Below are 25,531 nucleotides of genomic sequence, written 5' to 3' on the forward strand. Positions count from 1 at the left end.
AATACTTTGGAGTAATTTTTTAGTATTTTAGCTTTACAAAAATTGCTTAATGAACTATCTACACTCCATTGGGGAATATTTTTTAATGCTGAAAGGGACTTTTCACCGAATGACCAAAGGTTCGGTTTTAAGAGGTTTAATCCTTAAAGAATTAGATGACCTGATTATTGGCTCCATGGGAATTGTAGCTTTTTTATCCTTTTTTATTGGAGCTGTAGTTGCTTTGCAAACAGCCTTAAATCTAAATAATCCTTTAATTCCCAAAACGCTTATTGCCTACGCGGCCAGGCAATCTATAATCCTGGAATTCGCACCTACCTTTATTTCTATAATTATGGCGGGGAAAGTGGGTTCTTATATTACATCCAGTATAGGTTCTATGAACGTTACCGAACAAATTGATGCGTTGGAAGTAATGGGTATTAATTCTTTAAACTATCTTATTTTCCCTAAGATAATAGCAATGCTTTTTTACCCTTTTGTAATCGCTATTTCAATGTTTTTAGGAGTTTTTGGAGCTTATGCGGCAGCGGTTTTTGGTGGTTTTGTACCACCAGATCAGTTTGTACAGGGACTTCAGGAAGACTTTATTCCGTTTCACCTGGTGTATGCATTTATTAAAACATTCTTATTTGCCTTTATTTTGGCAACAGTTCCCGCTTATCATGGCTATTATATGAAAGGTGGCGCGCTGGAAGTTGGCGAAGCCAGTACCACATCTTTTGTGTGGACCAGTGTAGTTATAATTATCACAAATTACGCAGTAACCCAATTATTACTAAGTTAATGATAGAAGTTGAAAATTTACATAAAGCATTTGATGGCGAGGAAGTTTTAAAAGGGATAGACTTTACTTTCGATAAAAGTAAAACAAACCTTATAATTGGTGAATCTGGATCAGGAAAAAGTGTACTTCTAAAATGTATGCTAGGCTTATTTACACCTGAAAAAGGAGTGATTAAATACGACGGGAAACCTTATACTGAATTTACTGAAGACGAAAAGAAAGACCTTAGTAAGCAAATAGGAATGGTTTTTCAAGGCGGGGCACTATTTGATTCTATGACGGTTGAAGAAAATGTAATGTTTCCGCTGAGAATGTTTACTAAAAAGAAAAAGAAAGAAAACCTGGAGCGTGTAAGAGAGGTTTTAAAACGTGTAAATTTAGATGGGTCTGAGAAAAAAATGCCTTCAGAAATTAGTGGAGGAATGCAAAAAAGGGTTTCTATTGCCCGGGCCATTGTAAACCGACCAAAATATTTATTCTGTGATGAACCAAACTCTGGGCTGGATCCCAAAACTGCTACGGTAATAGATAATCTTATTCAGGAAATTACGCACGAATATAATATCACCACTATAATTATTACTCACGATATGAATTCGGTTTTAGAAATAGGCGAAAAAATTGCCTTTCTAAAAGATGGGGTTTTAGCCTGGAAAGGTGATAAATCTCAAATATTTAAAACCGATGATGAAACCGTCACCGATTTTGTTTATTCTTCTAACCTTTTTCAGAAGGTAAGAGAAGCACAACAACAAGGCCTTTAATTAACAGATTTTACCTGCAGCGTATCCAGTTTTAAACGCACTTTTAACCACTTTTCAAAACGTTGCTTTTGCTCGGTGATTTGTCGGTTATTTAAATTATCTTTCCAGCCTACTGTAAAAGTGGGAATTGTATCGGTTTTTGCAAAATTAGTAGTAATCAAATTAGAATAGCCTAACTCGTCTATTCCGTCATAATTTATTTTTGCTTCCTGACTTAAATCACTAAATGAAAATCCGTCGCCCCGATACCTGGAAATTTCTTTTTCTAAAAGTGCTATTTTTTCATCTTTATCTTCAATTAACTCCTGGTTTTTAATATAAAGATCTTCCAGGATTCCGCTCCTAACCTGAGTAGAAAGCTGATCTATATTACCAGTGGGATCTGCTCCCTGGTGTACTATTAATTCAGTTTCTTTTAAAGCCTCAATATCGTCTATTTGCTGCTGCCAGGTAGAAATTGTAGCCTGCGGCACCCGGTTTCCAATAAGATAAACTTCAATACTTTTTTCATTATAATCGTACGAAGATTTAATAGTTTCAGTACCATCATATCTCATAACAGTAGCGATAAACTCTTTAGCTTTGGTTTCAAATAATTGTTCCTGAAGTAAGAAAACAAACAAAATCACACTGGGAATCATAACAATTACAGCAATAGTAGAAGCTATTTGCGCCGTTCTTCGGCGTTTTTTACTATTTACATATTTTACTAAAGGAAAACCAAGCACTTTAGTTACTACAAAGGTGGAAAGCGCAATAAATACCGCGTTAATTGAGAATAGGTACAAAGCACCACCGGCATAAGACCAGTTACCAATAGCCAACCCATAACCTACGGTGCAAAGTGGCGGCATAAGTGCTGTGGCTATAGCAACCCCTAGAATTACACTTGCAATAGTTCCTTTTTTGGTTTTAGCTACAATTAACGCCAAACCACCAAAGATTGCCACCAGGACGTCCAGAATTGTAGGGTAAGTTCTCGCAATAAGTTCAGGAGTCTCGGTTTTAACGGGAGAAACAAGAAAATAAATATAGGCGGTAAGTACACTTAAGCCAACCATTAAACCAAGGTTGATAAAAGATTTTCTAAGGGTAAGTACATCGTTTATGGCTACAGACATTCCCACGCCCACAATAGGACCCATTAGAGGAGAGATAAGCATCGCTCCAATAACAACCGCCGTACTACTTACATTAAGGCCTACAGAAGCCACAAATATTGAAAATATAAGAATCCAGGCATTGTGACCTTTAAAAGAAATATCTTTTTTTACCGCTTCAACAGTAGATTCCCTATCGGTATCGTGCCGAATTTCAAGAAGTTCTTTTACAAGCGCTTTTATATTTTGCCAAATCCCCTTGGCACTTTTACCCAAATCTTCAGAGTTTTCCTGTGAAGCAAGGTTTTGATTATTTTCAGGTTTCTGATTATTCTCCATATATACTTAACCTAAATCTTCTCCAAATTTCTCTATAGCCTTTTCTCTAATTTCCTTAATATCCTGTATTTTTTCCTTGGGGAAGATTAATAAAACGGCATCATTCTCTACCACCACAAAGTCATTAAGCCCTTCCAAAACTACTGCTTTATTATTCTGAGTTTTAATAATATTCCCGGTGGATTCAAATGGTAAAAGTCGGCCGTTCACAATGGTATTATTATGCTCATCTTGCGGTAATTCATCTTCCAGGGATTTCCAGGTGCCTAAATCGTTCCATTTAAATTTGGCAGGAATCACAAATACGCTATCAGATTTCTCCATAATAGCGTAATCTATAGAAACATTTTGTGCTTTGTGATAATTTTCATCCAAAAACTGCTGCTCTTCATTAGTGTTATAAACATCGTTTCCGGCCTCAAAAAGCCTAAAAGTTTCTGGTTGATGTTCTTTAAAACTTTTTACAATAAATTCGGCACTCCATATAAAAATACCGGCATTCCAGGCATAATTCCCTTCTTTGAGAAATGTTTCAGCCTTTTTAAAAGTAGGCTTTTCGGTAAACTTTAAAACCGGTTTAGCGCCATTTCCTTCTTCCTCGTTATACTTAATATAACCGTAACCGGTATTAGGAAAAGTAGGCTCAATTCCCAGTGTTATTAATTTATCATCTTCAGCAACAATTTGAAAAGCTTCTTCTATATTTTCCTGAAACTCTAAATCGCCCTGAATCCAGTGATCACTGGGCGCAACCAAAATTAGCGCATCTTTATTCTTCTTTTTAATTTTTAAAGCGCCAAGTAAAATACTTGGAGCTGTATTTCTCATCTCTGGCTCCAGAACAATTTGTTCATCTTTAACCCGTGGCAACTGTTCTTTTACAACACCTTTATATTCCTTATGCGTGAGAATAATTATATTCTCTACAGGCATAAGCTTCGCTAAGCGATGAAAAGTAGTTTGAATAAGCGTTGAACCAGCACCTAAAATATCCTGAAATTGTTTAGGGTATTTGGAAGTACTTACCGGCCAGAAACGGGAACCAATCCCGCCGGCCATTAATATTGCGTAGTGATTTGTGTTTTTCATAAAAAAGGAATTAATTTTTTAGCAACTCCACTTCTGCATTGGGCTGAAACAAATAAACTTTACCCGTATCTACTTCCAGACATTCGTAGCGTTTTATTCTTCTTTCCCCTTTTTTAAAAGTTTTCCCGTTATAAATTCGAAAAATTCCTCCAAACGGAATTTCAAAAATATAGTTTTTATCGTTCTCAGGATCAAAACTTTTAAGCGCTACCGATAATTTTGCATCGGTATCGCTACTGGCTTTAGGATTTCTAAAATGCTGCGCAATTACCGGAAGCAATCCTGACGGAAAAATTTCTGGTCTTATAAATGGCAACATTAATTCCCTGAAAGTAAATTTCCATTCCTGCCCGTGTGGTTTTATTTGCCTGCCGAACTTTTCAAAAGCCAGTAAATGGGCAATTTCGTGAACCAAAGTAATTAAAAACCGGTATTTATTTAAATTGGCATTTACCGTAATTTGCTGAGCACCATTGGGCATTCTGCGGTAATCGCCGTGTCTTGTTTTACGTTCATTTACAATTTTTAAATGAACATTATTGGCTTTAATCATTTCAAAAACCGGGGGAACCGCTCGTTCAGGAATATATCTTTCAAGAATTTCTCTCATTGGCTACGGAGTACTGTTAGATACCTGGAGCAATTTACCATTATAATATTTATGCCCTGTGAGGCCAAAATTGGCAATATATTCTGCCATATCTCTGGCTGAAAGTGGAACTTCCAACCCGGGAAATGCCTCTTCCAGCATTTCGGTTTGCACAGCTCCTAATGCTAAAACATTAAAAGAAGGCCCATTTTCTTTATATTCTTCAGCTAAAAGCTCGGTTAAAGTAATTATTGCGGCTTTACTGGAACTATAAGCCGAAAGCCCCGGAAATTTAACACTGCCCTGTACACCTCCCATAGTACTAATATTTACCACGTGTGAGTCTTTCTTCATAAAGGGCAATAAATTTTGAATTAAACCGATAACCCCAAAAACATTTGTACTATATATTTTCTGAAATTCTTCTGCTGAAATTTTTTCAAAAGGTTTATTGATAAGTGCCCCTGCGTTGTTAATAAGAACATCAACATTTTCCCATTTTGCATCGATAAATGCTGAAACTTTTTCAAGATCTTCTGGCTTTGAAATATCGCAGGAAAAAGTGGTTACGTTGTCCAGGTTTAATTCAGAAACCGGCTTGTCGTTTCGGGAAAGCGCCAGTACTTTATGCCCTTTTTCGGCAAAAAACTTTACCATTTCGTAGCCCATTCCACGGCTGGTTCCTGTTATGACAATATGTTTCATTTTTTAATCAGTTTTATTTCTTTCTCGGGTGTATTTGCCATTTTCAAAATTCCGGGAATTACGCTTTCAATCACATTGGTCATATGCGCAACATCAAGCTTTTCTGCTTCATCAGCAACGTGATGATAGTAATCGTAATTAGTAAAATCGAATGTTGAAATTGTTTGTGCCGGCACGTTGAATTCTTCAAAAAATGGGTAATTATCGCTTCGTTTAAATAAATTATATTCTTTAGCCTGTGGCAAAAATCCAAGCACTTTTTCACCTGAATATTCATTGAATTTTTCGGCAAAATTAGAGTTTTCGTAACCGGTGAGATAACCTATATAATCTTTATTGTGCATAGGTATACCAATCATTTCAAAATTGAATAAAGTATAAAGATCAAGCTTATCTTCCTTAAGTTGTTGCGCTATTTTTCTTGCTCCTACAAGTCCCATTTCTTCCGCAGAAAATAATACGAACATAATGCTTCGCTTATTATCATCTATTTCGGCAAATTTCTTAGCTAATTCTACCACGGCAACAGTTCCCGCAGCATTATCGTTCGCGCCATTAGCTATAGAATCTCCTTCTACCGGCTCCTGGATTCCTATATGGTCGTAATGTGCACCAAGAATAATAAATTCATCTTTAAGCTTAGGATCGTTTCCTTCCAACATTCCAACCACATTAAATCCTTCAACACCCTTTATTTCAAAATTGTGCCGATATGTGTCGAAATATTTTTGAATCCCATTTTCTTCAAAAATGCCTTCAATTTTTTGCGCGGCGAGTTCAATTCCTTCTGTACCGGTTTCCCTTCCTTTTAATTCATTTGAAGATAAATAATTCAGTAATTCTTCAACTTCAGCTTGTTGAACATTAGTATTTAAACTGGTTTTTACTTCTTTTGAAGTGGTAGCAGATTGTGAATTTCCGCAGGAAGAAATTAGCAGAATTGCGGCTAACAAAGTGAAACTAAGTGTAATTTTTCTCATACCGTTAAAGATAAAAAAATCCCGCAAAGCTGCGGGATTTTAATAATTAGTTATTTTTAAAAACCGGGATTATGCTAACATAGTTACCGGGTTTTCCATATAAGTTTTAAGCGTTTTTAAGAAAGCAGCACCGGTTGCACCGTCTACTGTTCTATGATCGCAGGCAAGGGTTAGTTTCATAGTATTTCCTACTACAATTTCACCATTTTTAACCACCGGTTTTTCAACAATAGTTCCTACCGAAAGAATTGCCGAGTTTGGCTGGTTAATAATACTGGTGAATTCAACTATCCCAAACATTCCCAGGTTAGACACGGTAAAGGTACTACCTTCCATATCTTTTGGCTGTAATTTCTTGTTTCTCGCTTTACCGGCAACGTCTTTTACATTATTCCCAATTTGGGTCATAGACATTTGATCGGCAAATTTAAGAACAGGAACAACAAGACCTTCTTCTACGGCCACTGCAACACCCATATGAATGTGCTTAGCGATTTTCATAGATTCACCTGTCCACTGGCTATTTACCTGTGGGTGCTTACGAAGCGCCATTGCACTTGCCTTAATTACCATATCGTTAAAAGATACTTTAACATCTGGCATTTCATTAATCTGCTTACGTGAAGCCATTGCATTACTCATATCTACCTCTATGGTTAGGTAGTAATGCGGTGCGTTAAACTTAGATTCTCCAAGTCTCTTCGCTATGGTTTTACGCATTTGAGAGTTTTTAATCTCTTCAAAGCTTTCTTCTCCTGCTGGCACATAAGGTTGTGGGGCAGCAGCTGCGTCTCCTTTACTTTCTTCTTTTGCAGCAGCAGGTTTTTCTGAAGGTTTATAATCTTCAATGTCTTTTTTCACGATACGGCCATTGCCGCCGCTTCCTTTAACATCTGAAAGATCTATACCTTTATCTTCTGCCATTTTTTTGGCAAGCGGGGAAGCGAAAATTCTTCCACCATCTTTTGTAGAATCTGAAGTTTTCTTTTCTGAAGATTTGCTTTCTTCTTTTTCTTCAGATTTATCTTCTTTCTTCTCTGATTTTTCTGAAGATTTCTTTTTAGACTTTCCGTCTACTGAAACATTAGAAACATCTGTTCCTTCTGGTCCTATAATAGCAAGAAGACTGTCTACTTTTGCTGTTTCGCCTTCTTCAAGACCTATTTTAAGCAAAGTCCCTTCGTAAAAAGATTCGAATTCCATGGTAGCCTTATCGGTTTCGATTTCGGCAAGAATATCTCCTTCTTCTACTTTATCGCCTTCTTTTTTCAACCAGGAAGCAACAGTACCTTCTTCCATGGTATCGCTCAAACGAGGCATAGTAATAATTTCTACGCCTTCAGGGATTCCCCCATCGTCGCTATCGCCATCACTTTCAGCTTCGTCTTCGCCCTCGTCTTCCTCTTCATCAGAATCTGACTTATCTTCTTCTTTATCTTTTTTCTCGTCCTTTTTAGAATCTCCGTCACCTTTCAGTAAATCAGAAATATCTTCGCCTTCCTCACCAATAATAGCAAGCAAAGTATCTACAGGAGCAGTTTCGCCTTCTTCGATACCAATATGAAGCAGGGTCCCTTCGTAAAAAGATTCAAACTCCATGGTAGCTTTATCGGTTTCTATCTCTGCAAGGATATCTCCTTCTTCAACTTTATCACCTTTTTGCTTTAGCCACTTCGCAACAACACCTTCTTCCATGGTATCGCTCAAACGCGGCATATTAATTACTTCTGCCATAATTTACTGAGGTTTATGTGCTAAAAACGGATAATCTTTCTGTTCGTAAACAACATCATACATCACGTTCTTTTCTGGGAAATCTGACTCTTCAGCAAATTTCTCACATTCAGATACTTTATCTTTAACGCGTTTGTTGATTTTCTTTATTTCATCTTCAGAAGCATACTTTTTATCCTTAATTATATTCAACACCGTAGTGATTGGATCTAATTCCTGATATTCTGCAACTTCCTCTTTTGTTCTATATTTTTGAGCATCACTCATAGAGTGACCACGGTAACGGTAGGTTTTCATTTCTAAAAATGTTGGTCCGTCCCCTTTTCTGGCTCTTTTTATGGCTTCGTCTAAAGCTTCAGCAACCTTAACAGGATCCATAGCATCTACAGGCCCACAAGGCATTTCGTAACCATTACCAAGTTTCCAGATATCTGTTCCTTTAGAAGTTCTGGCTACAGAAGTTCCCATTGCATACCCGTTATTCTCTACACAAAATACAACCGGTAAATTCCATTTTACGGCCATATTTAAAGTTTCATGAAGAGACCCCTGTCTTGCAGCACCATCTCCTAAAAAGGTAAGAGTTACTGCATCACGCTTAAAGTATTTATCTGCAAATGCAAGACCGGCACCAAGTGGAATTTGACCTCCAACAATACCGTGACCTCCATAAAAGTTATGTTCTTTAGAGAAAATATGCATAGAACCACCAAGACCTTGAGAAGTTCCTGTAGCTTTTCCGTAAAGTTCTGCCATTACTCGTTTAGGATCTACTCCCAAACCAATTGGCTGCACGTGGTTACGATAAGCGGTAATCATTTTATCCTTTTCCAGGTCCATCACATGAAGGGCACCAGCCAGGATAGCTTCCTGCCCATTATACAAATGCAAAAAACCTCTTACTTTCTGCTGAATGTAAACTTGCGCAAGTTTATCTTCAAATTTACGCCAAAACAGCATATCCTCGTACCACTTTAAATACGTGGCTTTTGTTACTTTCTTCATTTAACTTATTAATTTTAGGCCAGACAGATGGGTTTGTCAAGCGGATAACAAAAATACTATTTTCAATAAGAATGGAAAACAGTTTTTAAGCAAAAATAACGAAAACGTTATAAGACCGAATTCTCAAAGATTAAAGGTAGTAAATCTTTTATAGAATTTGCTTTCATCACCTTACCGGTCTCACCCATAAAATAGACCGCAATATCGGTTTCCTGTTTAACTTCATATTCTACCAGCGCCTGCCTGCAAGCCCCGCAAGGCGGAACGGGAGCTTCTACCAAGTGCTTCATAGATTTAGCTGAAATGGCAATGTTTTGAATTTGAGCTTCGGGAAAAGCGGCACCTGCGTAGTAAATTGCGGTACGTTCGGCACATAAACCTGAAGGATAAGAAGCATTTTCCTGATTGCTTCCGGTAACAACTTCATTATTATTTAATGCTATAGCAGCGCCTACCTTAAATTGCGAATAAGGCGCATAGGCTTTATCCCGGGCATCTACGGCTGTTTTCATCAAACTCTGAATAACCTGCGGAAGTTCTTCAACAGAATTATAGACCTCAAAGTTTGAGGTAACTTTTAATGGCTTCATATAAAAATTATTGGAAGGGAAAGATAATAGAAACCTGCTAAGCTGCAAATATTAAATTAACTGAAATATAATTTAATAGACAGGGAATTGGTCTCCAAAATTAAAAGTTAACCCAAAACGAAGGGTTCCCTCCAACGGACTTGGTACCGGCGAGGTAGAGAATAAATAAGAAATATCTATGTTTACCTGCTCATATTTAAAACCTGCGCCAAAAGAAGCAAATCTCCTGGAACCTTTGGTAAGACTTTCACTAAAATACCCCGCTCTAAATGCAAAAGCCTCGCGATACATATATTCGGCGCCAAGCGCCCAGGTTACTTCACGAAGCTCCTCTCCAAAACCACCCGGCGCATCGCCCCAGGAAGTAAAAATTCCTTCTATAGCACCTATATCATTATAATCGGCATCATCTTCAGCATCAATTTCTCCATCATCATTAAAATCTCTTGGCGTGGGCACTAAAAGTTTATTGAATTCAATATAAGCACCTAAACGATTTTCTATATCAAAAATAAAGTCGAAACCGGTTCCTACTTTAAAATTTGTTGGGATAAAATTTTCCTGCCCTGCATCTTCATATTTCATCTTAGGGCCAATATTAGAAATATTTGCCCCAGCTTTCCAAACTCCGTTAAAACTTGAAAAAACCATTTGATTACTCTGGTAATATGCTGCCACATCTACCCCAAAGCTATTAGCCGCACCTAAATCTTCTTCGTCCTGCAAGCCAAGATCTGAATGCAAGTAACGCCCGGCTACTGCCATAGAAATATTATCACTTAGGCGCAAAGAATAAGAAACATCAAAGGTAAGTTCATTTGGATTAACTACTAAAGGAGCCTGTTCAAAACTTGCCCTACGTTCTATACTACCCAGGCTAAAATATCTTAAACTTGAAGCAACGGCACTCCTTTCATTAATTCTATGGTAATAACTAATATTCCCAAGAAAGATATCACTAACAATATCACTTAAGTATGGTGTATAAGAAACCCCTATCCCGTGTTCACTGGTAGCGAAAGCATATTTCGCCGGGTTCCATTGCTGGGAAAAAACATCAGCCGATGTTGCTACTCCCTGGTCTCCCATTCCAGCCGCCCGTGCATCAGCAGCTACTAGTAAAAAAGGGACTGCGGTTGTTATAACTCTATCCCTTTCTTCCTGGGCTGTCATTTTAAATTGAGAGCTTAAAATTAACCCGAGCAATAAGATTGTAATTTTTTTCATCATATTAATTAATGATTAACAAATATATACTAATAATCTTGTTAAGAAAAGACCTTAAGTTTAAATAATTCTAAAGGCAGATTAAAACAAGGCCAGAAGTTTATCTGGAATAATAAAACTTATAAAAGTAAATAGAGTAGGTCTATCACAACTTTAAAATAGGTAAAATATTGTACGTTTTGAATTTTAGCTACTTTTTTAAGTACAGTAACCTTCAGTTAAATAAAAAACAATTAATTTTGCTGCTTCCTGCTTTACCGGGAGCAAAAATTAACGGTACACAGGAAATCAAAAAGAGCTTTGTCTAGCCTAAGTGCTAAGGACATCAGGGTTTTAAAGAAAACCAAAGCCTTTGAGAGAACATAAAATAAACTTGTACTTTTAGCGTTAATTACTATATTGCAAAGCCTAATATTTCTACCAAAAGAGATGATGAATATGAGAATCAATATTGCTTTTAGAGCCTTTTTAACCCTCGTTCTTGGCGTTGGTTTACTAAGCTGTAATAATTCCCGGGACTATGAAGACAACTCCAGAGCTACTGGATGGGACATTAATTCAGATGAAGGCGGATTTCAATATAACACAGATTATAAGGAACAGGAAGCCGGCCCGGGGCTGGTTTTTGTTGAAGGAGGAACCTTTACTATGGGGCAGGTGCAGGACGATGTTATGCACGATTGGAACAATACTCCTACCCAGCAACACGTGCAGTCCTTTTATATGGACGAGACAGAGGTTACCAATATGATGTATATGGAATACCTGGACTGGCTGAAAAAAGTTTTCCCTCCTACCCAGGAAAATTTCAGAAATATTTATAATGGTGCAGTACCAGATACCCTTGTTTGGAGAAATAGATTAGGATTTAACGAAACAATGGTAAACAACTATTTACGTCATCCTGCTTATGGAAATTATCCTGTAGTTGGAGTAAGTTGGGTACAAGCTGTTGAATTTAGTAAATGGAGAACCGATAGGGTAAACGAATTATTACTGGAAGAAGCCGGTTACACTAAAGAAGGAGCCCGTTATACCGATGTTCAAGCCGGAACCACTTTTAATACCGAAACCTACTTAAACGCACCAAGCCAGGCATACGGCGGAAATACCGAAATAAGCCAGGGAGGAGATGCATCTCAGGACATGATAGATAATCAAAATACTGATACAGAAGGAAATGCTCTTGGTGGGCAAACTTATGTACAGCGTAAAGACGGAATTTTACTTCCCGAGTATCGTTTGCCAACTGAAGTTGAGTGGGAATATGCCGCCTCTGCTTTAGTAGGAATTAGAGATTATAATGTTTACAGAGGAAGAAAAAAATATCCGTGGGATGGTCAATATACCCGTTCTGGTGATGTAAAAAGACAGGGAGACCAATTAGCTAACTTTAAGCAAGGTGCCGGAGATTATGGAGGAATTGCAGGTTGGAGCGATGATGGCGCCGATATTACTGCTGAAGTAAAATCTTACGAACCTAACGATTTTGGTCTTTATGATATGGCCGGTAACGTAGCCGAATGGGTTGCCGATGTATACCGACCAATAGTTGATGATGAATTTAACGATTTCAACTACTATAGAGGGAATGTTTATACAAAACACGCTATTAACGAAGACGGTTCTGTAAAAGTAGTTGGTGTAGAAGAAATTGAATTTGATACTCTCGCTACCGGTAGACTGGTTGCCAGATCTTACCCGGGAGACATTGCTCAAATACCAGTTACCGAAGAAGATACTTATATGCGCACCAACTATACCGATAGTGATCAGCGTAATTTTAGAGATGGTGATAAAAGCTCTAGCCGTTATTATCAGTCATTTCAGCAAGCAGACGAAGAATCTGAACGTATGTATAACTCCCCAACTTATAATGTAGCAAATACTACAGATACTACGGGAACAAGACGTGGATATGACACTGCAGACAGGACTACTCTTATTAGTGACGAAGTTAGAGTTTACAAAGGGGGTTCATGGAGAGATCGTGCTTACTGGCTAGACCCAGCACAACGTAGATATTTCCCACAAGATATGGCGACCGACTATATTGGATTTAGAAATGCAATGTCCAGAGTTGGTTCAAAATCTTTGGATGACAATAAAAAAGCAAGAAATTAGAAATTCTAATCTTCTAAAAATTATGATAAAAGCCCTATTTGTTTAGGGCTTTTTTTATAGCTTTAATTTTGAAGCCCTGAAATAACTTAATTTCAGACTTAGAAAACGCTAAATATGAAAACAGCATTAATTCATCAAAGATTCCTGGTAAGCACAGGAATTTCTACCGATACCCGAAATATTGAACCCGGAAGCATTTTCTTCGCTTTAAAAGGAGCAAATTTTAACGGCAACGAATTTGCAGCACAGGCAATTGCTAAAGGAGCTATTTGCGCCATTGTAGATAATAAGGAAGCCGCGCTAAATGATAAAGAGTACATAGTTGTAAAAAACACCCTGGAGGCGCTTCAAAACCTCGCTAAATTTCACCGAAAATTTTTAAGTATTCCAATTATAGGTATTACAGGAAGTAACGGAAAAACTACCACCAAGGAACTTCTATACAATGTACTTTCAAAAAAATATGCTGTTACCGCAACCCAGGGGAATTTAAATAATCATATTGGAGTGCCACTTAGCCTACTGGCAATGGATGAAGAAACGGAGATTGGATTAATAGAAATGGGAGCTAACCATCCCGGCGAAATAGAATTTCTCTCTAATATTGCGATGCCAGATTATGGACTTATCACCAACTTTGGAAAAGCACATCTTGAAGGTTTTGGAAGCTTAGCTGGTGTGATACAGGCAAAAACCGAATTATACAGACACCTAAAAGATAACAAGAAATTGATATTTTTAAACCTTGACGATGAAGTGCAAAGGTTAGAAATAAATTATAAACATACTTTTAGCTTCGGAAATAATAGAAAAGCCCAGGTAAAGGTAGATTATCCCGATTCCTCTGATTCTGCTGAGTTAATCTTTAACGATACTAAGTTTAAAAGTCAATTAAGCGGAAGTTACAATGCAAAGAATATGGCGGCTGCGCTCTGTGTTGGTCTATATTTTAAAGTTCCCTTTAACGAGATAAAAGAGGCAATAGAAAGTTATGTTCCTTCCAACAACCGTTCGCAATTAATAGAACGAAATTCAAATAAGATCTATTTAGATGCTTACAATGCTAATCCTACCAGTATGATGGCAGCATTACAGCACTTTAATCATTCAAAAACCAATACTACTAAAATTGTGGTTTTGGGTGATATGGGAGAACTTGGTGCGGCTTCAGAAACCGAACACCAGGTTGTGGTAAATTATCTTGAAAATGCTGATATTTCTGAAATTTACCTTGTAGGTAAACAGTTCAAAAAAACGACTACCAATAGGCCAAACATTATAAAATTTGAGAATACCGAAAATATTAAAAAGCACCTACAACTGGCCGAATTAAAGAATTGCAGCATCTTAATAAAAGGATCCAGATCTATGGCGCTAGAAGAAATTCTTGAAGTTTTTGAACCTAAAGCTTAATCTCTTTTACGTTTACAAAACCATAGGCACTAATTTCCAAAAGGATTAACAACAAGCTATCTCCGGGAATTATTTCGGCAACTTTTAACGTGTTTACATTTCCTGACAGGAATACTCCCGGGGCAGCTTCCATTTCGTCTCCCAGCTTTCTATTTGCTTTTCCAAGATGTTCATTAATATGTGGTTTGAGATCCAGTTTCATTTTATTTTTAATCTTTTTATAAATTAAAGTATTGGCCAGGGTTTCAAGAGAATTATCCATAAGCCAACTTTTACTTTGGCCTTCCAGTTCGTACTCTTCTACATCTACCACCTGCTCTACTTCATCAAATCCCAGTCTTAAATGGACTAACAAAGTAACCACCTTATTTTTAAAAAGTGTGGTGAGTGTTTTCAGTCTTAAAGTGAGGGTAAGATCAAAATTGGGCTCCTGACTTTTACCTAGATTGGCGCCCAATACCTCGGCATAATTTTTTACCGTGCCTTTAGAATCTTCCATTCCTATTTGCTCTCCCACTAATTTTTCCTGAAGTACATCTTCTAAAACCCGGTAGCTAATTTTTACCGGCAAATTGAGTTTAATATTATCTTCATCAAAAAGCTTATCCATGAGTAAATTTTCAGTTTAGTTAGTATGGTATTACCATAGATACAACTTAAGTTTTTTCTGCTGAAATATTCTGAAAACGCAGTTAAATTTAAAGACAGGAAAGATCTTTCAATTAAAAATAGCGCACCGCGGAGTATTTAAAACTTGCTTAAGAAGTAAGAGAAACCGAAGAAATAAAAAACCATATTCCGTATAAAATTCCTTCAAATTTCATTTTAATTTTCATTCAGCTTAAGGGAATTAAATGAAATCGAAATATTTACTTCAGAAAAAATAAATTTTTATACTTCTCACTCTCAGAAGGTTAACTTGTAATTACGGAAATCCGTAAAATACTAAGTAACAAAAGCTCTAAATTCGGGACACATAAGTACAAATAGATCTGTATTTGAACTTATTTTAATTTGGCAATTAAAACATGTCGGCTGCAAAAGCATAAAACTGAGTAGGGTCTGTTTGAGCTTTATGTGGCCGGCATTTTTATTTAAATTTTCTCAATGTTCTCTTTTCCAAAGTAATGTTTAAGAATCCATCCTCCCAGGAAAGTTATAATTAGCGAAAAACTACCATATAAAATAGCCACCAGGCTAATATCCTGATCCTTTAATAACTGATTGGCTATAAATAGCGCCAACACACTATTTTGCAAGCCCATTTCTACCGCAATTGTGTAAGCAGCGCTATGTTTTAATTTCATACGCCTGGCTGCGAAATAACCGGCTATAATTGTAGCGAAATTCAAAATAATTAGGGGAATTAGAAGGTTTAAATGTTTTAGATATTCCACCCCTTTTTGATTTTCGTCAAAGAAAATAACTACAATAAAAGCGAGTAGCATTATCCCCGGTAAAATATAGCGTAAAGCCTTATGAAAACTTTCTCCGAACTTATGCCCGTATAATTCGTTTATTAGAATCCCGCTCATTACAGGTAAAACTACAGTTAAGAGAACGTCTCCCATGGTTTGCCCAAAACTCAGTTGGACTTTAGCTCCATTATTTCCAAACACCGCATAACTCAACTCAATTACCAGCGGAATACTAAACAATATAATCAAACTATTAAAAGCCGTAAGTGAAACCGAAAGTGCCACTCTTCCTTTCAGCATTTTTGTCACGAGATTTGAAGCGGTACCCCCGGGACAGCCGGCAAGCAACATAATTCCAATTTTATATATAGGATCTATGGGCCAGAAAAAAATTAATAGAAAAGCAATAAGCGGCAATAAAAATATTTGGGAAACAAGACCGGTAATAATAGCTCTGGGATGAGCAAAAACCCTTCTAAAATCTTTTAAACATAATTCCAGGCCTATCCCAAACATAATTAGAGCGATAGAGAGGGGCATAAAAATATCGGCAAATTGCTGCATATTCTTTTAAAAAGAAACTCAAGATAGTATTTTTTTTAAAAGGCAGGAACCGTTAAGAATTTCGAAATTAATTTTTGGGTCATATCTTTGATTAAAAATCAAATACGACTGTTTTTAAGGAAACATAAATTTTTTAATAATATCCCCGGAAATTTCGGGATTCGCACCTTCCTTCCCAGCTACCAGAGCACCTACTGCACAGGCAAAATCCAGGGTGTTTTGCGATTCTTCTTCTTTTAATAATCCGGCGATTAAACTGGCAAGAAATGAATCTCCCGCGCCTACCGTGTCTTTTACCTTAACCTTAAAACCACTATTATAATAGCGCACCCCATCCTTTAGCAAAACTGCACCGTGTCTACCTTTAGTTACACAAATAGTTTTGGTATTGGTTTTTTCAGAAATAAAATGCAGGTTTTGTTCTAACGAATTGTGCTTAGACCCAATCATTTCAGCAATTTCAAATAATTCGTCGTCATTAAACTTTATAAAATCTGCCTGCTCCATTAGTTTTTCCAAAACCTCTTTTTCATAATACGGCGGACGCAGATTAATATCAAATATTCTGTACTTTGCTTCCGGCAGAAGTTCAAAAAGCGTTTTACGACTAACCTCATCGCGGCAAATTAAACTTCCGAAGATAAAAGCATCAGCATTTTTCACTGAATTTTTTATCGCTTTTGAAATTTCAATTTTATCCCAGGCCACAGGATGTGCAATCTCGTAAGTAGCCGAACCGCTTTCTGAAAGTTTTACGTTTACAACACCGGTAGGGAAATTAGGGTCTTTGGAGATATTTTCAGTTTTAATATTCTTTGATTCCAGGTAAGAGATTAGCTTTTCGCCTTTTTCATCGTCTCCCACTTTACTAATCATTTCTGTTGAAATTCCTAATCCCGATAACCTTGAAGCCACATTAAGCGGTGCACCGCCAATTCTCTCCCGGTCTGGGAAAACATCGTATAATATTTCGCCGAAGCAAACCGCTTTTCTATTTACCATCTTATTAAACTTATTATTTTCTGAAAAGGACTATAAGGTCCAGACTTAATTCTTTGTCACCGGTAACCCACCCATATTATTGGCATACAAACTACATAGAAAAGATTATCCCTCCTAACAACTGCAGTATGCCCCACCAGTTTTACTCGCCGGTTTTCTACTGAATAAATTATAATCGCTGATGCAGCTTTTATTTTATTAAAGTGCATCATAATTATAATGTTTTAGTAGCCTGTGTTTTGCACATATACGTCCTGACTAAAGTTTATTTGGGCCTGTGGGATGGGTAAATATTCTTCCCGACCTTCATCAAAAGAAGCGCCCTCGTAGTACGTAGCCTCTTCTGCTTCTTCACTATAATATTTATTTAAAGTTTCACCTGCAATTCCCCATCTTACAAGATCAAAGAAACGGTTTCCTTCCATGGCAAGTTCTAACCTGCGTTCCCAACGTAATGCTTCCCGGGCTACATCCTGACTCCAGTTGATGTTTTCTCCGTCTAAATAAGGACTTATTCCAGTATTAGTAGCATATGAAGATATTAAGCTAGTACTTTGATTAGCTCTTTCCCGAACTTCATTAATCAGAGGAAGAGCTTCATTTTGTCTTCCAAGTTCAATTAAAGCTTCCGCCCTCATCAACAATACATCAGCATATCGAATCTCAATTCTATTTTTAGAATTTCCATAAAAAGGATCAATATTCACAAGGTATTCCGAATCTTCAGTTACATTCTCTTTTAATGAGGCTGTATAGCCATACGTACTAGGAGACCTAACCCAGTTTTCCTGATAAATATTTTCCTGATCGTATTTCCAGGGTAGACCAGGTATTGCTACAGTATGAAATAATCGAGGGTCAACCCTGTAATTCTCCAGACTGTTGAAGTCAAGGTTAGATTCGTTATAATTTGAAAATAGAGGTAATCCCTGCCCATTCACCTTATAAGCATTTACAAGGTTCTGGCTTGGTTTATGGAAATCGCAACATCCAATTCCCTGTGGAGTAGCAAGCACATCAGAATAATTTAGTCTTCCATGTAGGGTACCATCGTTGTTGGAGAATTGAATAGAGAAAACTGCTTCCTGCCCATTTTCAAAACTACCAGGAAGAAAATTATAGGCAAAATCTTCTTCAAGTTGGTGCATTCCTATTACCTGCTCTGTTGCATCTAAAATCTGCTGCAATCTTTCCTGGTTAATATTTACTACATTATGGTTTTCATCCTGCTCATAAGCCTGATAAAGTCGTGTTTTTGCCAAGTATGCATATGCGGCTGTTTTATCTGCACGCCCAACTTGTGGCTGAGAAGAAGGAAGAACCTGTGCTGCGGCCTCAAAATCAGCTGCAATGGCACTCCATAAGTCGTCATTACTAAGAGCCCGGTTTGAGATTGTTCCATATTCTTCCACTGGGATATCTTCTGTCACGTATGGAACATATTTATACATTATTTTCAGCATAAAATAGAAATGTCCTCTTAAAAACTTCATTTCTGCGATTCTTGTGGACTTCTCAGGAAATTCTACCTCGTCGATTTGATTTAATGCAGCCAAAGCTTTATTTACCCTGGAAATAGCAATAAAACTATTATACCAGAAAGCATCCAGTTCACCAAAATCTGTTCTTATGTTCTCTGATACTTCAAAGAAATGAAAAACCTGGATATCATTTGTACCACTTCCTCCCTTGTAAGCATCATCAGAGCGCACATTTCCATAAGGCCAAAGACTAAAGGGAATATCATAATGATCATTACCCAATGCAGCATAAGCAGACGTAACAAAACCATCTACATTTTCTGGAGTTGTTAATTGTTCTTCAGATAATACTCCATAAGGTTCTTCCTCTAGAAAATCTGAACAGGCAGTAGAAATAGTTAGAAGAACTATGCCTAGTAAATATTTTATATTCTTCATAATAAAGAGTTTGATGTTATTAAAGTGATAGGTTTAAGCCAAGAGTTAGTGTAAGTGGTTGAGGATAACCCCATCCTGCATTTTCAGGATCAACTCCGGTAAAATCTGAAGAAGTTATCATTAGTAAATTCTGGCCACTCACGTATAATCTTGCATTGGTGAAATTCATTCTTTCCAGAAGTTCTTCCGAAAGACTATATCCAACTTGTAGATTTCTCAATTTCAGATATCTTCCATTCTCAACATAATAAGTTGAAAATCTTGATTCGGCGTTATCATCGATAGTTGTTAGAGCTGGCACAGAAGAGTTCACGTTTTCTGGAGACCATGCGTTAAGAAGCCGGGTTCCTTTATTCGATCCTACGTCATCCACACTCCAAAAATCTGTTTGAAATTTGCGGTCATTGATCACATCTACATTTCCAACCCCTTGCCAGAAAGATGTAAAGTCGAAATTTTTGTATCCAAGTGTAATATTAAATCCATAACTAAAGTCTGGATGTGGTATTCCTATCCAGGTACGGTCATCATCGGTAATAACACCATCGCCATCCAAATCTCTGTAACGGATACGGCCAAGACCTTTCCCTGTCTGTTCCGCAGAGTTCATTACTTCTTCCTCAGAAGTGAACAAACCGTCAGTAACATAACCATACATTGAGTTAATAGGTCTGCCCAGAATATTATCTTCACCACCATCTCCGCCATAATTGTTCTGTACTTCCTCTGGCAGGTAAGTTATTTCATTTCTATTGGTAGCAATGTTAGCAGAAATCTCATAGCTGAAATCTCCCTCGGTTTTATCACGATAAGTTAGTGCAAATTCCCAGCCTTCATTCTCCATAGAAGCCCCGTTCACCCATCTATTTCCTCCTTCACCTATTGTTCCAAGATATGGAGGTAATACCAGGATATCTTCGGTTTCTTTGAAGTAGTAATCAATGTTTCCAAATAATTTATACCCGAAGAATCCGAAATCAAGCCCAACATTGGTTTGGGTAGTAGTTTCCCATTTCAAATTGTCATTCCCTAACTGAATTCCTCTGAAACCTGAAGGCAATAAACCAGAACCGGCGCCAGAGAGATCGTAAGCAGTTCCATAAGAAGTTCCCCAGGTTGGATCACCTCCGGCATAATCTGAAACATATAAGGAATAAATAGCGTTGTTATCTATTTCCTGATTCCCTGTTTGACCCCATCCAAGACGAAGTTTTAAATCTGATAAGAATGAGTAGTTATCCTGAATAAAATCTTCCTCGCTAATACGCCAACCGGCAGAAAAAGCGGGGAAAGTTCCAAAACGATTATTTTCCCCAAATCTTGATGAGCCATCGCGACGTATGGTACCCGAAAGCAGATATTTTTTATCGAAAGTATAATCTATCTTTCCGAAGAAAGAAAGTAAACTGTATGAAGTGGCAGAACCGCCATTATAGGCTTCTCCGCTTCCCGCATCTGGATACATATATTCAGAAGTTTCAAGAATAAAACCTTCCCTTCTTAAATTAATATTTTTATAATCGTCTCTAAACATCTCCGTTCCGGCGAGCAAATTCAAGTTGTGCTTCTCCATATCTAACTCGTAAGTAGCCGTGTTAGTCCAGGTCCATTTTAAGCTTTTCCAATCTTCGATATTCACTGCGGTTTCATTGTTTTGCAGGTATCCCGATTTATAACTTCTTTGAAGTGAACGACGATAAAAGTTGCTGTAATCAATTCCCAGGTTTGTTCTTAAATGCAAGTTTTCAATAATTTCAAGATCGGCGTAGGCATTCCCGAAAATTCGGTGATATTCATAACCGTTATCCTTATTGTATTCCAATAAACGTACAGGATTCTGCCTATCGTTCATTCCGCCAACCGGTCCTCCCCATCCTTCTCCATCTGCGGTTCTAACCGGAATAATAGGAGATGCTTTTAAGGCCAGGTCCAAAACTCCTGGATTTTCGATCTCATTGGTTTTATTAAAGGTGAAGTTTTCTCCTATTTCCAGTCGATCATTAAATAATTTATAGCTACTATTCATTCTCGCGGAAATCCTGTTAAATTCAGTAGTTTTTACAATTCCCTGGTTATCATAATATCCAAGGGAAAAAAGATAGTTCCCTTTTTCTGTTCCATTCGAGACAGATAAATCATAAGATTGTGCGAAGCCTGTTTGAGAAATTTCGTCAAACCAATCCGTATCCGCTGATAGTAATGTTTGTTCCTCATCCAGATATTCCGGTATAATAATACTGTTTAGAACAGCCCGTCCATTTTCATCATTATTCCAATCAAATTGGTATCTCAGGTTATTAGAATTAGGATCAATACCGTCATTAACCTGTGCCTGCCATAGAACACGACCATATTGCTCTGCATTAAGTACATCCTGCCTGTTAGCATAATTCGACGCTGAAACATAGGTATTAAGGTTAACCTGCATTCTTCCCTCTTTACCTTTTTTGGTAGTTACAATAATCACCCCGTTGGAAGCCCTGGAACCGTAAATACTTGCAGAAGAAGCATCTTTTAATACCTGTATAGATTCAATGTCGTTCGGATTCAATTCATGCATGCCGGCTTTTGTAGGAACTCCATCAATCACATATAAAGGATCTGTATTGTTAAGAGTACCAACTCCACGTATAACTACCTGAGTATTTGCACCACTGGGAGAACCATCTGAAGTTATTTGAACTCCAGGAAGCCTCCCCTGTAATCCTCTAATAGGATTTGGTTCGGGCTGCTTATTTAATTCATCCATGTCTACTACAGATACTGCTCCTGTAATGTCTGTTCTCCTTTGAGAGGTGTATCCCGTTACCACCACATCATCTAGTTGCTGATCATCAACAATTAGCGACACATCAATATTTGTTTGATTATTTACCGCTACTCTTTTAGTTTGAAAACCTAAATAACTATAGACTAAAGTAGCCTGGGGATCAATGTTTTCAATTATATAGTTTCCATCAAAATCTGTAATCACACCTTCATTTGTCCCTTCCACTTGAATAGAAACTCCAGGTAATGGCATTTGATCATCTTCAGAAATCACATTTCCAGATACGTCTATTCCCTGTGCCCACATAGAAAGGGGTAAAAGAAACAGTATTAATAATTTGGAATTCATAGGTTATGGGTTAGTTGAGGTTTACTTGATTAATTTTTAGATTCTTTAAATTGAATTCATTTCCTTCAGCACTAAAATTTCTAATAGGCTGCTTTGGAAAGAAAATTTCAGTCATCACGGTTTCACCATCGTCGAAAAAGAGTTCTATAGACATATTATCTACTATCGCTTTTACTTTTAAATTTGAATCTTTTGATAGTCGTGGTGCTGTTGAAACTTTATCACCAAAATTCTCATTGAAATCGGTCAGACCAGAATTGCTTCTATCTAAATAAAATTCTTCTGTATTATGATTGTACCCAAATTTCAAAACATCATCTCCCTCACTGGAAAGACTAAAATGATATTCCTGATCTTTTAAATCCTGTATTTCAAAGGAGATCACTGAATTTGAAATATCTATTTCTTCTGAAGTTGCTATTTGTGCTTCCCCTTCAACTGAAACAGTACTTTTAGTGAATTTTTCACCCGTATAATTTTGAAATTCCGCTGCAGGAGTGGAAACTATACGATAAGTATCTCCTGTTTTGGTAAGTTTAAGTTCCCTGGCAATAGTCATGGCGCTTCTCCAGGTTTCGGTGGGAACTTCGTTTGCATATTGCCAGTTAGACATCCAGCCAATAAACAAATGCCGGCCATCTTCTTCAGGAATATTAGCCCAGGTTACCCCGGCATAATTATCTTTTCCAAAATCCAGCCAGTAATGATGATCTTCACCCAAATCCTGCATAGATTCATCTAAAGTGAAGGTCTTTCCATCAAAATCACCCACAAAATATTGCGTCCCGGAGCCTCCATTGAAACCACCCGGATTTAAACTTTGGATCAAAACCCACTTTTTCTCGTCAGATCCCTCCACTTTCATCTGTATAAAATCGGGGCATTCCCAAACTCCTCCATGGGCACCTATACCCTTGCCGAATTCAGAAGCTAATTCCCAATCCTTCAAATTTTGAGAAGTATAAAACATCGTTATATCATCCGCAGAAAGCACCATAACCCATTGATCGTGTACTTCATCGCGAGTTATTTTTGGATCGCGAAAATCACGAATCCCAGGATTTTCAATTACTGGATTTCCTTCATATTTAGTAAAAGTTTTTCCTTCATCCAGGCTATAAGCAATGGCCTGGGTTTGGTAATCTTCCCGGCCTTCTTCTTCTCCTTTAGGATCGTGATAAGTAAACATGGCAATTACCGGTGGCGTTTCACCATCGCCAAAACCTGAAGTGTTTTCAGTATCTACAACCGCACTTCCTGAGAAAATATAGCCTTGTTCATCGGGCTTCAGCGCTATGGGTTGTTCTTCCCATTTAATCATATCTTTACTGGTGGCGTGACCCCAGTGCATAGGGCCCCAGGTATTTCCTTCAGGATAATACTGAAAGAATAAATGATAAGTTCCATTAAGGAAGAACATCCCGTTAGGATCGTTCATCCAGTTTTCATTGGGAGTAAAATGAAAAGCCGGTCTAAAGTCGGTATCGTTTTGTGCGGTAACTTCCGGCGTTTCCTCATTAGTCTCCTTATTGTTATCCTTACACGAAAACATCAGCATCGCGCTTAAAAGACAGGAAGAAAGAAATATAAATTTATTTTTCATAATAGATTATTTTATTGTTGAAAAGCTTGATTGTTAGTACTCGGGGATAATTCTTCACCTAATTCCTCGAGAGTTTTTCCTTTGGTTTCGGGCATCATAAAAATCACGAAAACTAGTTGTAATACCATCATAAAGGCGAAAAAGGCAAAAACGTAACCGGGACCAATCGTAGCAAAAAGCACAGGCACTAATGAAGGTACAATTGCCGCTAGAACCCAATGTGTAGAAGAACCAAATGCCTGTCCCGAGGCTCTTAAGTGGTTCGGGAATATTTCAGAAATAAATACCCAAATTACCGCTCCCTGGCCTATGGCGTGAGCCGCAATAAACAGGAAAAGAAAAATAGGAACCCAAAGTCCGCCCCAATTAAGAAAGAATGCAGCTGCCACCAGGGATAAAGAGATGATGTAACCTATAGAGCCCACAAACATCAGTTTTTTCCTTCCTACTCTATCAATTAGGAAAACTCCAAGCAGGGTAAAAAGTAGATTTACCACGCCTATTCCAATACTACTTAACAAAGCTGTGTTGGCTTCTAAGCCGGCCGATTCAAAAATCCGCGGAGCGTAATAGAGAAAAGCATTGATTCCAGAAAGCTGATTAAAAAAGGCAACCAGGAACGCAAGGATTAATGGAAAGCGATATTTTTTCATAAAAATATTCTCGCCGGTAATCTGACTTTCAGATTGTTTTTTAATTTCTATCATTCGTGTTTCCAGGTCGGCCTCCGGATTTATATCCTGAAGTATTTTAGCTGCTTCTTCGTTTCTGGATTTAGAGATAAGCCAACGCGGACTTCTGGGGATAAATACCACAAAAAGGATATAAATAAATGCTGGGATCGCTTCTACACCAACCATCCATCGCCAGGGTTGCGCCCCGGTATCGCGTAGTAAATAATTAGAGAGGTAAGCAATTAAAATCCCTAAAACGATATTGAACTGATAAAGAGATACCAGCCTACCTCGATCTTTAGGTGGTGCGATCTCGGAAACATAAGTAGGTGCGGCAATTGTTGAAGCACCAACACCTAATCCTCCCAGAAACCGGAAAATAGCAAAGGTAATAGGATCATTAGCGAAGGCTGAACCCAGGGCCGAAAGGAGATAAAGTATTCCTATTATTATAAGGGTATTTTTTCTTCCGAACTTATTTGTAGGGATTCCTCCAAAAATAGCACCTACTACAGTTCCCCAAAGTGCCATCGCCATAACTACAGAGCCGTGAAAGGCATCTGAGGTTCCCCATAATTCCTGAAGCTGTTTATCGGCTCCAGAAATAACTACAGTGTCAAATCCGAAAAGAAAACCTGCTAAAGCAGCACTAATTGACCAGGCAAAAATCTTACTCATATCGTAATTTCTAAATGTGAAACTAAGCTATGTTTAAAACTCCTGTTGGTATTTTAGGAATCCTTAAAATGATTATAAAAATGTTAATTAAATCGAAATAAATTGAAAA

General features: G+C 37.5%; 21 protein-coding genes. 4 read left to right on the top strand and 17 right to left on the bottom strand.

Annotated features, from left to right (window positions below; all coding sequences use genetic code 11):
• Nucleotides 1-49 precede the first annotated feature (49 nt).
• Complete coding sequence (locus tag J0871_RS01805) at nt 50-787, top strand: ABC transporter permease (RefSeq protein WP_075324985.1); 738 nt, start codon at nt 50-52, stop codon at nt 785-787.
• A complete protein-coding gene (locus tag J0871_RS01810) occupies nt 787-1,551 on the top strand; it encodes an ATP-binding cassette domain-containing protein (protein ID WP_075324986.1) in 765 nt (254 codons plus the stop codon). Before J0871_RS01805 ends, J0871_RS01810 begins: the two co-directional genes overlap by 1 nt.
• Here J0871_RS01810 and J0871_RS01815 read toward each other — a convergent pair.
• From J0871_RS01815 to porV, 9 genes are all read right to left on the bottom strand, one after another.
• On the bottom strand, nt 1,548-2,990 hold the full coding sequence (locus tag J0871_RS01815) for a DUF389 domain-containing protein (RefSeq protein ID WP_075324987.1): 1,443 nt from the start codon (nt 2,988-2,990) through the stop codon (nt 1,548-1,550). The two genes, J0871_RS01810 and J0871_RS01815, sit on opposite strands and share 4 nt — an antisense overlap.
• Nucleotides 2,991-2,996: 6 nt before the next feature.
• The gene (locus tag J0871_RS01820; RefSeq protein ID WP_208222963.1) at nt 2,997-4,079 is read right to left on the bottom strand and encodes a mannose-1-phosphate guanylyltransferase; all 1,083 of its coding nucleotides are present in this window, start codon (nt 4,077-4,079) and stop codon (nt 2,997-2,999) included.
• 10 nt (nt 4,080-4,089) lie between these two features.
• Complete coding sequence (locus J0871_RS01825) at nt 4,090-4,689, bottom strand: SprT-like domain-containing protein (protein WP_079712918.1); 600 nt, start codon at nt 4,687-4,689, stop codon at nt 4,090-4,092.
• Nucleotides 4,690-4,692: 3 nt separating this feature from the next.
• Nucleotides 4,693-5,373, bottom strand: a complete 681-nt coding sequence (locus tag J0871_RS01830) for an SDR family oxidoreductase (RefSeq protein ID WP_208222965.1) — start codon at nt 5,371-5,373, stop codon at nt 4,693-4,695.
• A complete protein-coding gene (locus J0871_RS01835; RefSeq protein WP_208222967.1) occupies nt 5,370-6,353 on the bottom strand; it encodes a M20/M25/M40 family metallo-hydrolase in 984 nt (327 codons plus the stop codon). The genes J0871_RS01830 and J0871_RS01835 overlap by 4 nt, the downstream gene beginning before the upstream one ends.
• A gap of 69 nt (nt 6,354-6,422) precedes the next feature.
• Nucleotides 6,423-8,087, bottom strand: coding sequence for a pyruvate dehydrogenase complex dihydrolipoamide acetyltransferase (locus J0871_RS01840; protein WP_208222969.1), 1,665 nt, complete (start codon nt 8,085-8,087; stop codon nt 6,423-6,425).
• 3 nt (nt 8,088-8,090) lie between these two features.
• Nucleotides 8,091-9,092 (bottom strand): pyruvate dehydrogenase (acetyl-transferring) E1 component subunit alpha, encoded by a 1,002-nt coding sequence (gene pdhA, locus J0871_RS01845; RefSeq protein ID WP_075324993.1) that lies wholly within the window; start codon nt 9,090-9,092, stop codon nt 8,091-8,093.
• A gap of 107 nt (nt 9,093-9,199) precedes the next feature.
• Nucleotides 9,200-9,682 (bottom strand): cytidine deaminase, encoded by a 483-nt coding sequence (gene cdd, locus J0871_RS01850; RefSeq protein ID WP_208222970.1) that lies wholly within the window; start codon nt 9,680-9,682, stop codon nt 9,200-9,202.
• Nucleotides 9,683-9,754: 72 nt separating this feature from the next.
• Nucleotides 9,755-10,909 (bottom strand): type IX secretion system outer membrane channel protein PorV, encoded by a 1,155-nt coding sequence (gene porV, locus J0871_RS01855; protein WP_208223167.1) that lies wholly within the window; start codon nt 10,907-10,909, stop codon nt 9,755-9,757.
• 438 nt (nt 10,910-11,347) lie between these two features.
• Between porV and gldJ the strand changes: the two genes are divergently transcribed.
• Both gldJ and murF read left to right on the top strand, forming a co-directional pair.
• Nucleotides 11,348-13,033: a gliding motility lipoprotein GldJ gene (gene gldJ / locus J0871_RS01860; RefSeq protein WP_208222971.1), complete on the top strand. Its 1,686-nt coding sequence runs from the start codon at nt 11,348-11,350 to the stop codon at nt 13,031-13,033.
• A 114-nt stretch (nt 13,034-13,147) separates the two neighbouring features.
• Entirely contained in the window at nt 13,148-14,446 is a 1,299-nt protein-coding gene (murF, locus tag J0871_RS01865) for a UDP-N-acetylmuramoyl-tripeptide--D-alanyl-D-alanine ligase (RefSeq protein WP_208222972.1), read from the top strand.
• On the opposite strand, the gene J0871_RS01870 is transcribed toward murF, so the two are convergent.
• The 8 genes from J0871_RS01870 to J0871_RS01905 all read right to left on the bottom strand — a co-directional run bounded on the left by J0871_RS01870 (nt 14,436) and on the right by J0871_RS01905 (nt 25,422).
• Nucleotides 14,436-15,056: a DUF4403 family protein gene (locus J0871_RS01870; protein ID WP_208222974.1), complete on the bottom strand. Its 621-nt coding sequence runs from the start codon at nt 15,054-15,056 to the stop codon at nt 14,436-14,438. The genes murF and J0871_RS01870 overlap by 11 nt on opposite strands.
• A 484-nt stretch (nt 15,057-15,540) precedes the next feature.
• Nucleotides 15,541-16,428 (bottom strand): bile acid:sodium symporter, encoded by an 888-nt coding sequence (locus J0871_RS01875; protein WP_075324998.1) that lies wholly within the window; start codon nt 16,426-16,428, stop codon nt 15,541-15,543.
• Nucleotides 16,429-16,542: 114 nt separating this feature from the next.
• Nucleotides 16,543-17,430 (bottom strand): carbohydrate kinase, encoded by an 888-nt coding sequence (locus J0871_RS01880; RefSeq protein WP_208222976.1) that lies wholly within the window; start codon nt 17,428-17,430, stop codon nt 16,543-16,545.
• 56 nt (nt 17,431-17,486) lie between these two features.
• The gene (locus J0871_RS01885; RefSeq protein WP_208222978.1) at nt 17,487-17,642 is read right to left on the bottom strand and encodes a hypothetical protein; all 156 of its coding nucleotides are present in this window, start codon (nt 17,640-17,642) and stop codon (nt 17,487-17,489) included.
• A 12-nt stretch (nt 17,643-17,654) separates the two neighbouring features.
• Nucleotides 17,655-19,349, bottom strand: coding sequence for a RagB/SusD family nutrient uptake outer membrane protein (locus tag J0871_RS01890; RefSeq protein ID WP_208222980.1), 1,695 nt, complete (start codon nt 19,347-19,349; stop codon nt 17,655-17,657).
• A gap of 19 nt (nt 19,350-19,368) precedes the next feature.
• Nucleotides 19,369-22,467, bottom strand: a complete 3,099-nt coding sequence (locus J0871_RS01895; RefSeq protein ID WP_208222982.1) for a TonB-dependent receptor — start codon at nt 22,465-22,467, stop codon at nt 19,369-19,371.
• A 10-nt stretch (nt 22,468-22,477) separates the two neighbouring features.
• On the bottom strand, nt 22,478-24,070 hold the full coding sequence (locus tag J0871_RS01900; RefSeq protein WP_208222984.1) for a glycoside hydrolase family 32 protein: 1,593 nt from the start codon (nt 24,068-24,070) through the stop codon (nt 22,478-22,480).
• An 11-nt stretch (nt 24,071-24,081) separates the two neighbouring features.
• Complete coding sequence (locus J0871_RS01905; RefSeq protein WP_208222986.1) at nt 24,082-25,422, bottom strand: sugar porter family MFS transporter; 1,341 nt, start codon at nt 25,420-25,422, stop codon at nt 24,082-24,084.
• Nucleotides 25,423-25,531 lie beyond the last annotated feature (109 nt).

It is taken from the genome of Salegentibacter sp. BDJ18 (assembly GCF_017579965.1).
GTDB lineage: Bacteria > Bacteroidota > Bacteroidia > Flavobacteriales > Flavobacteriaceae > Salegentibacter.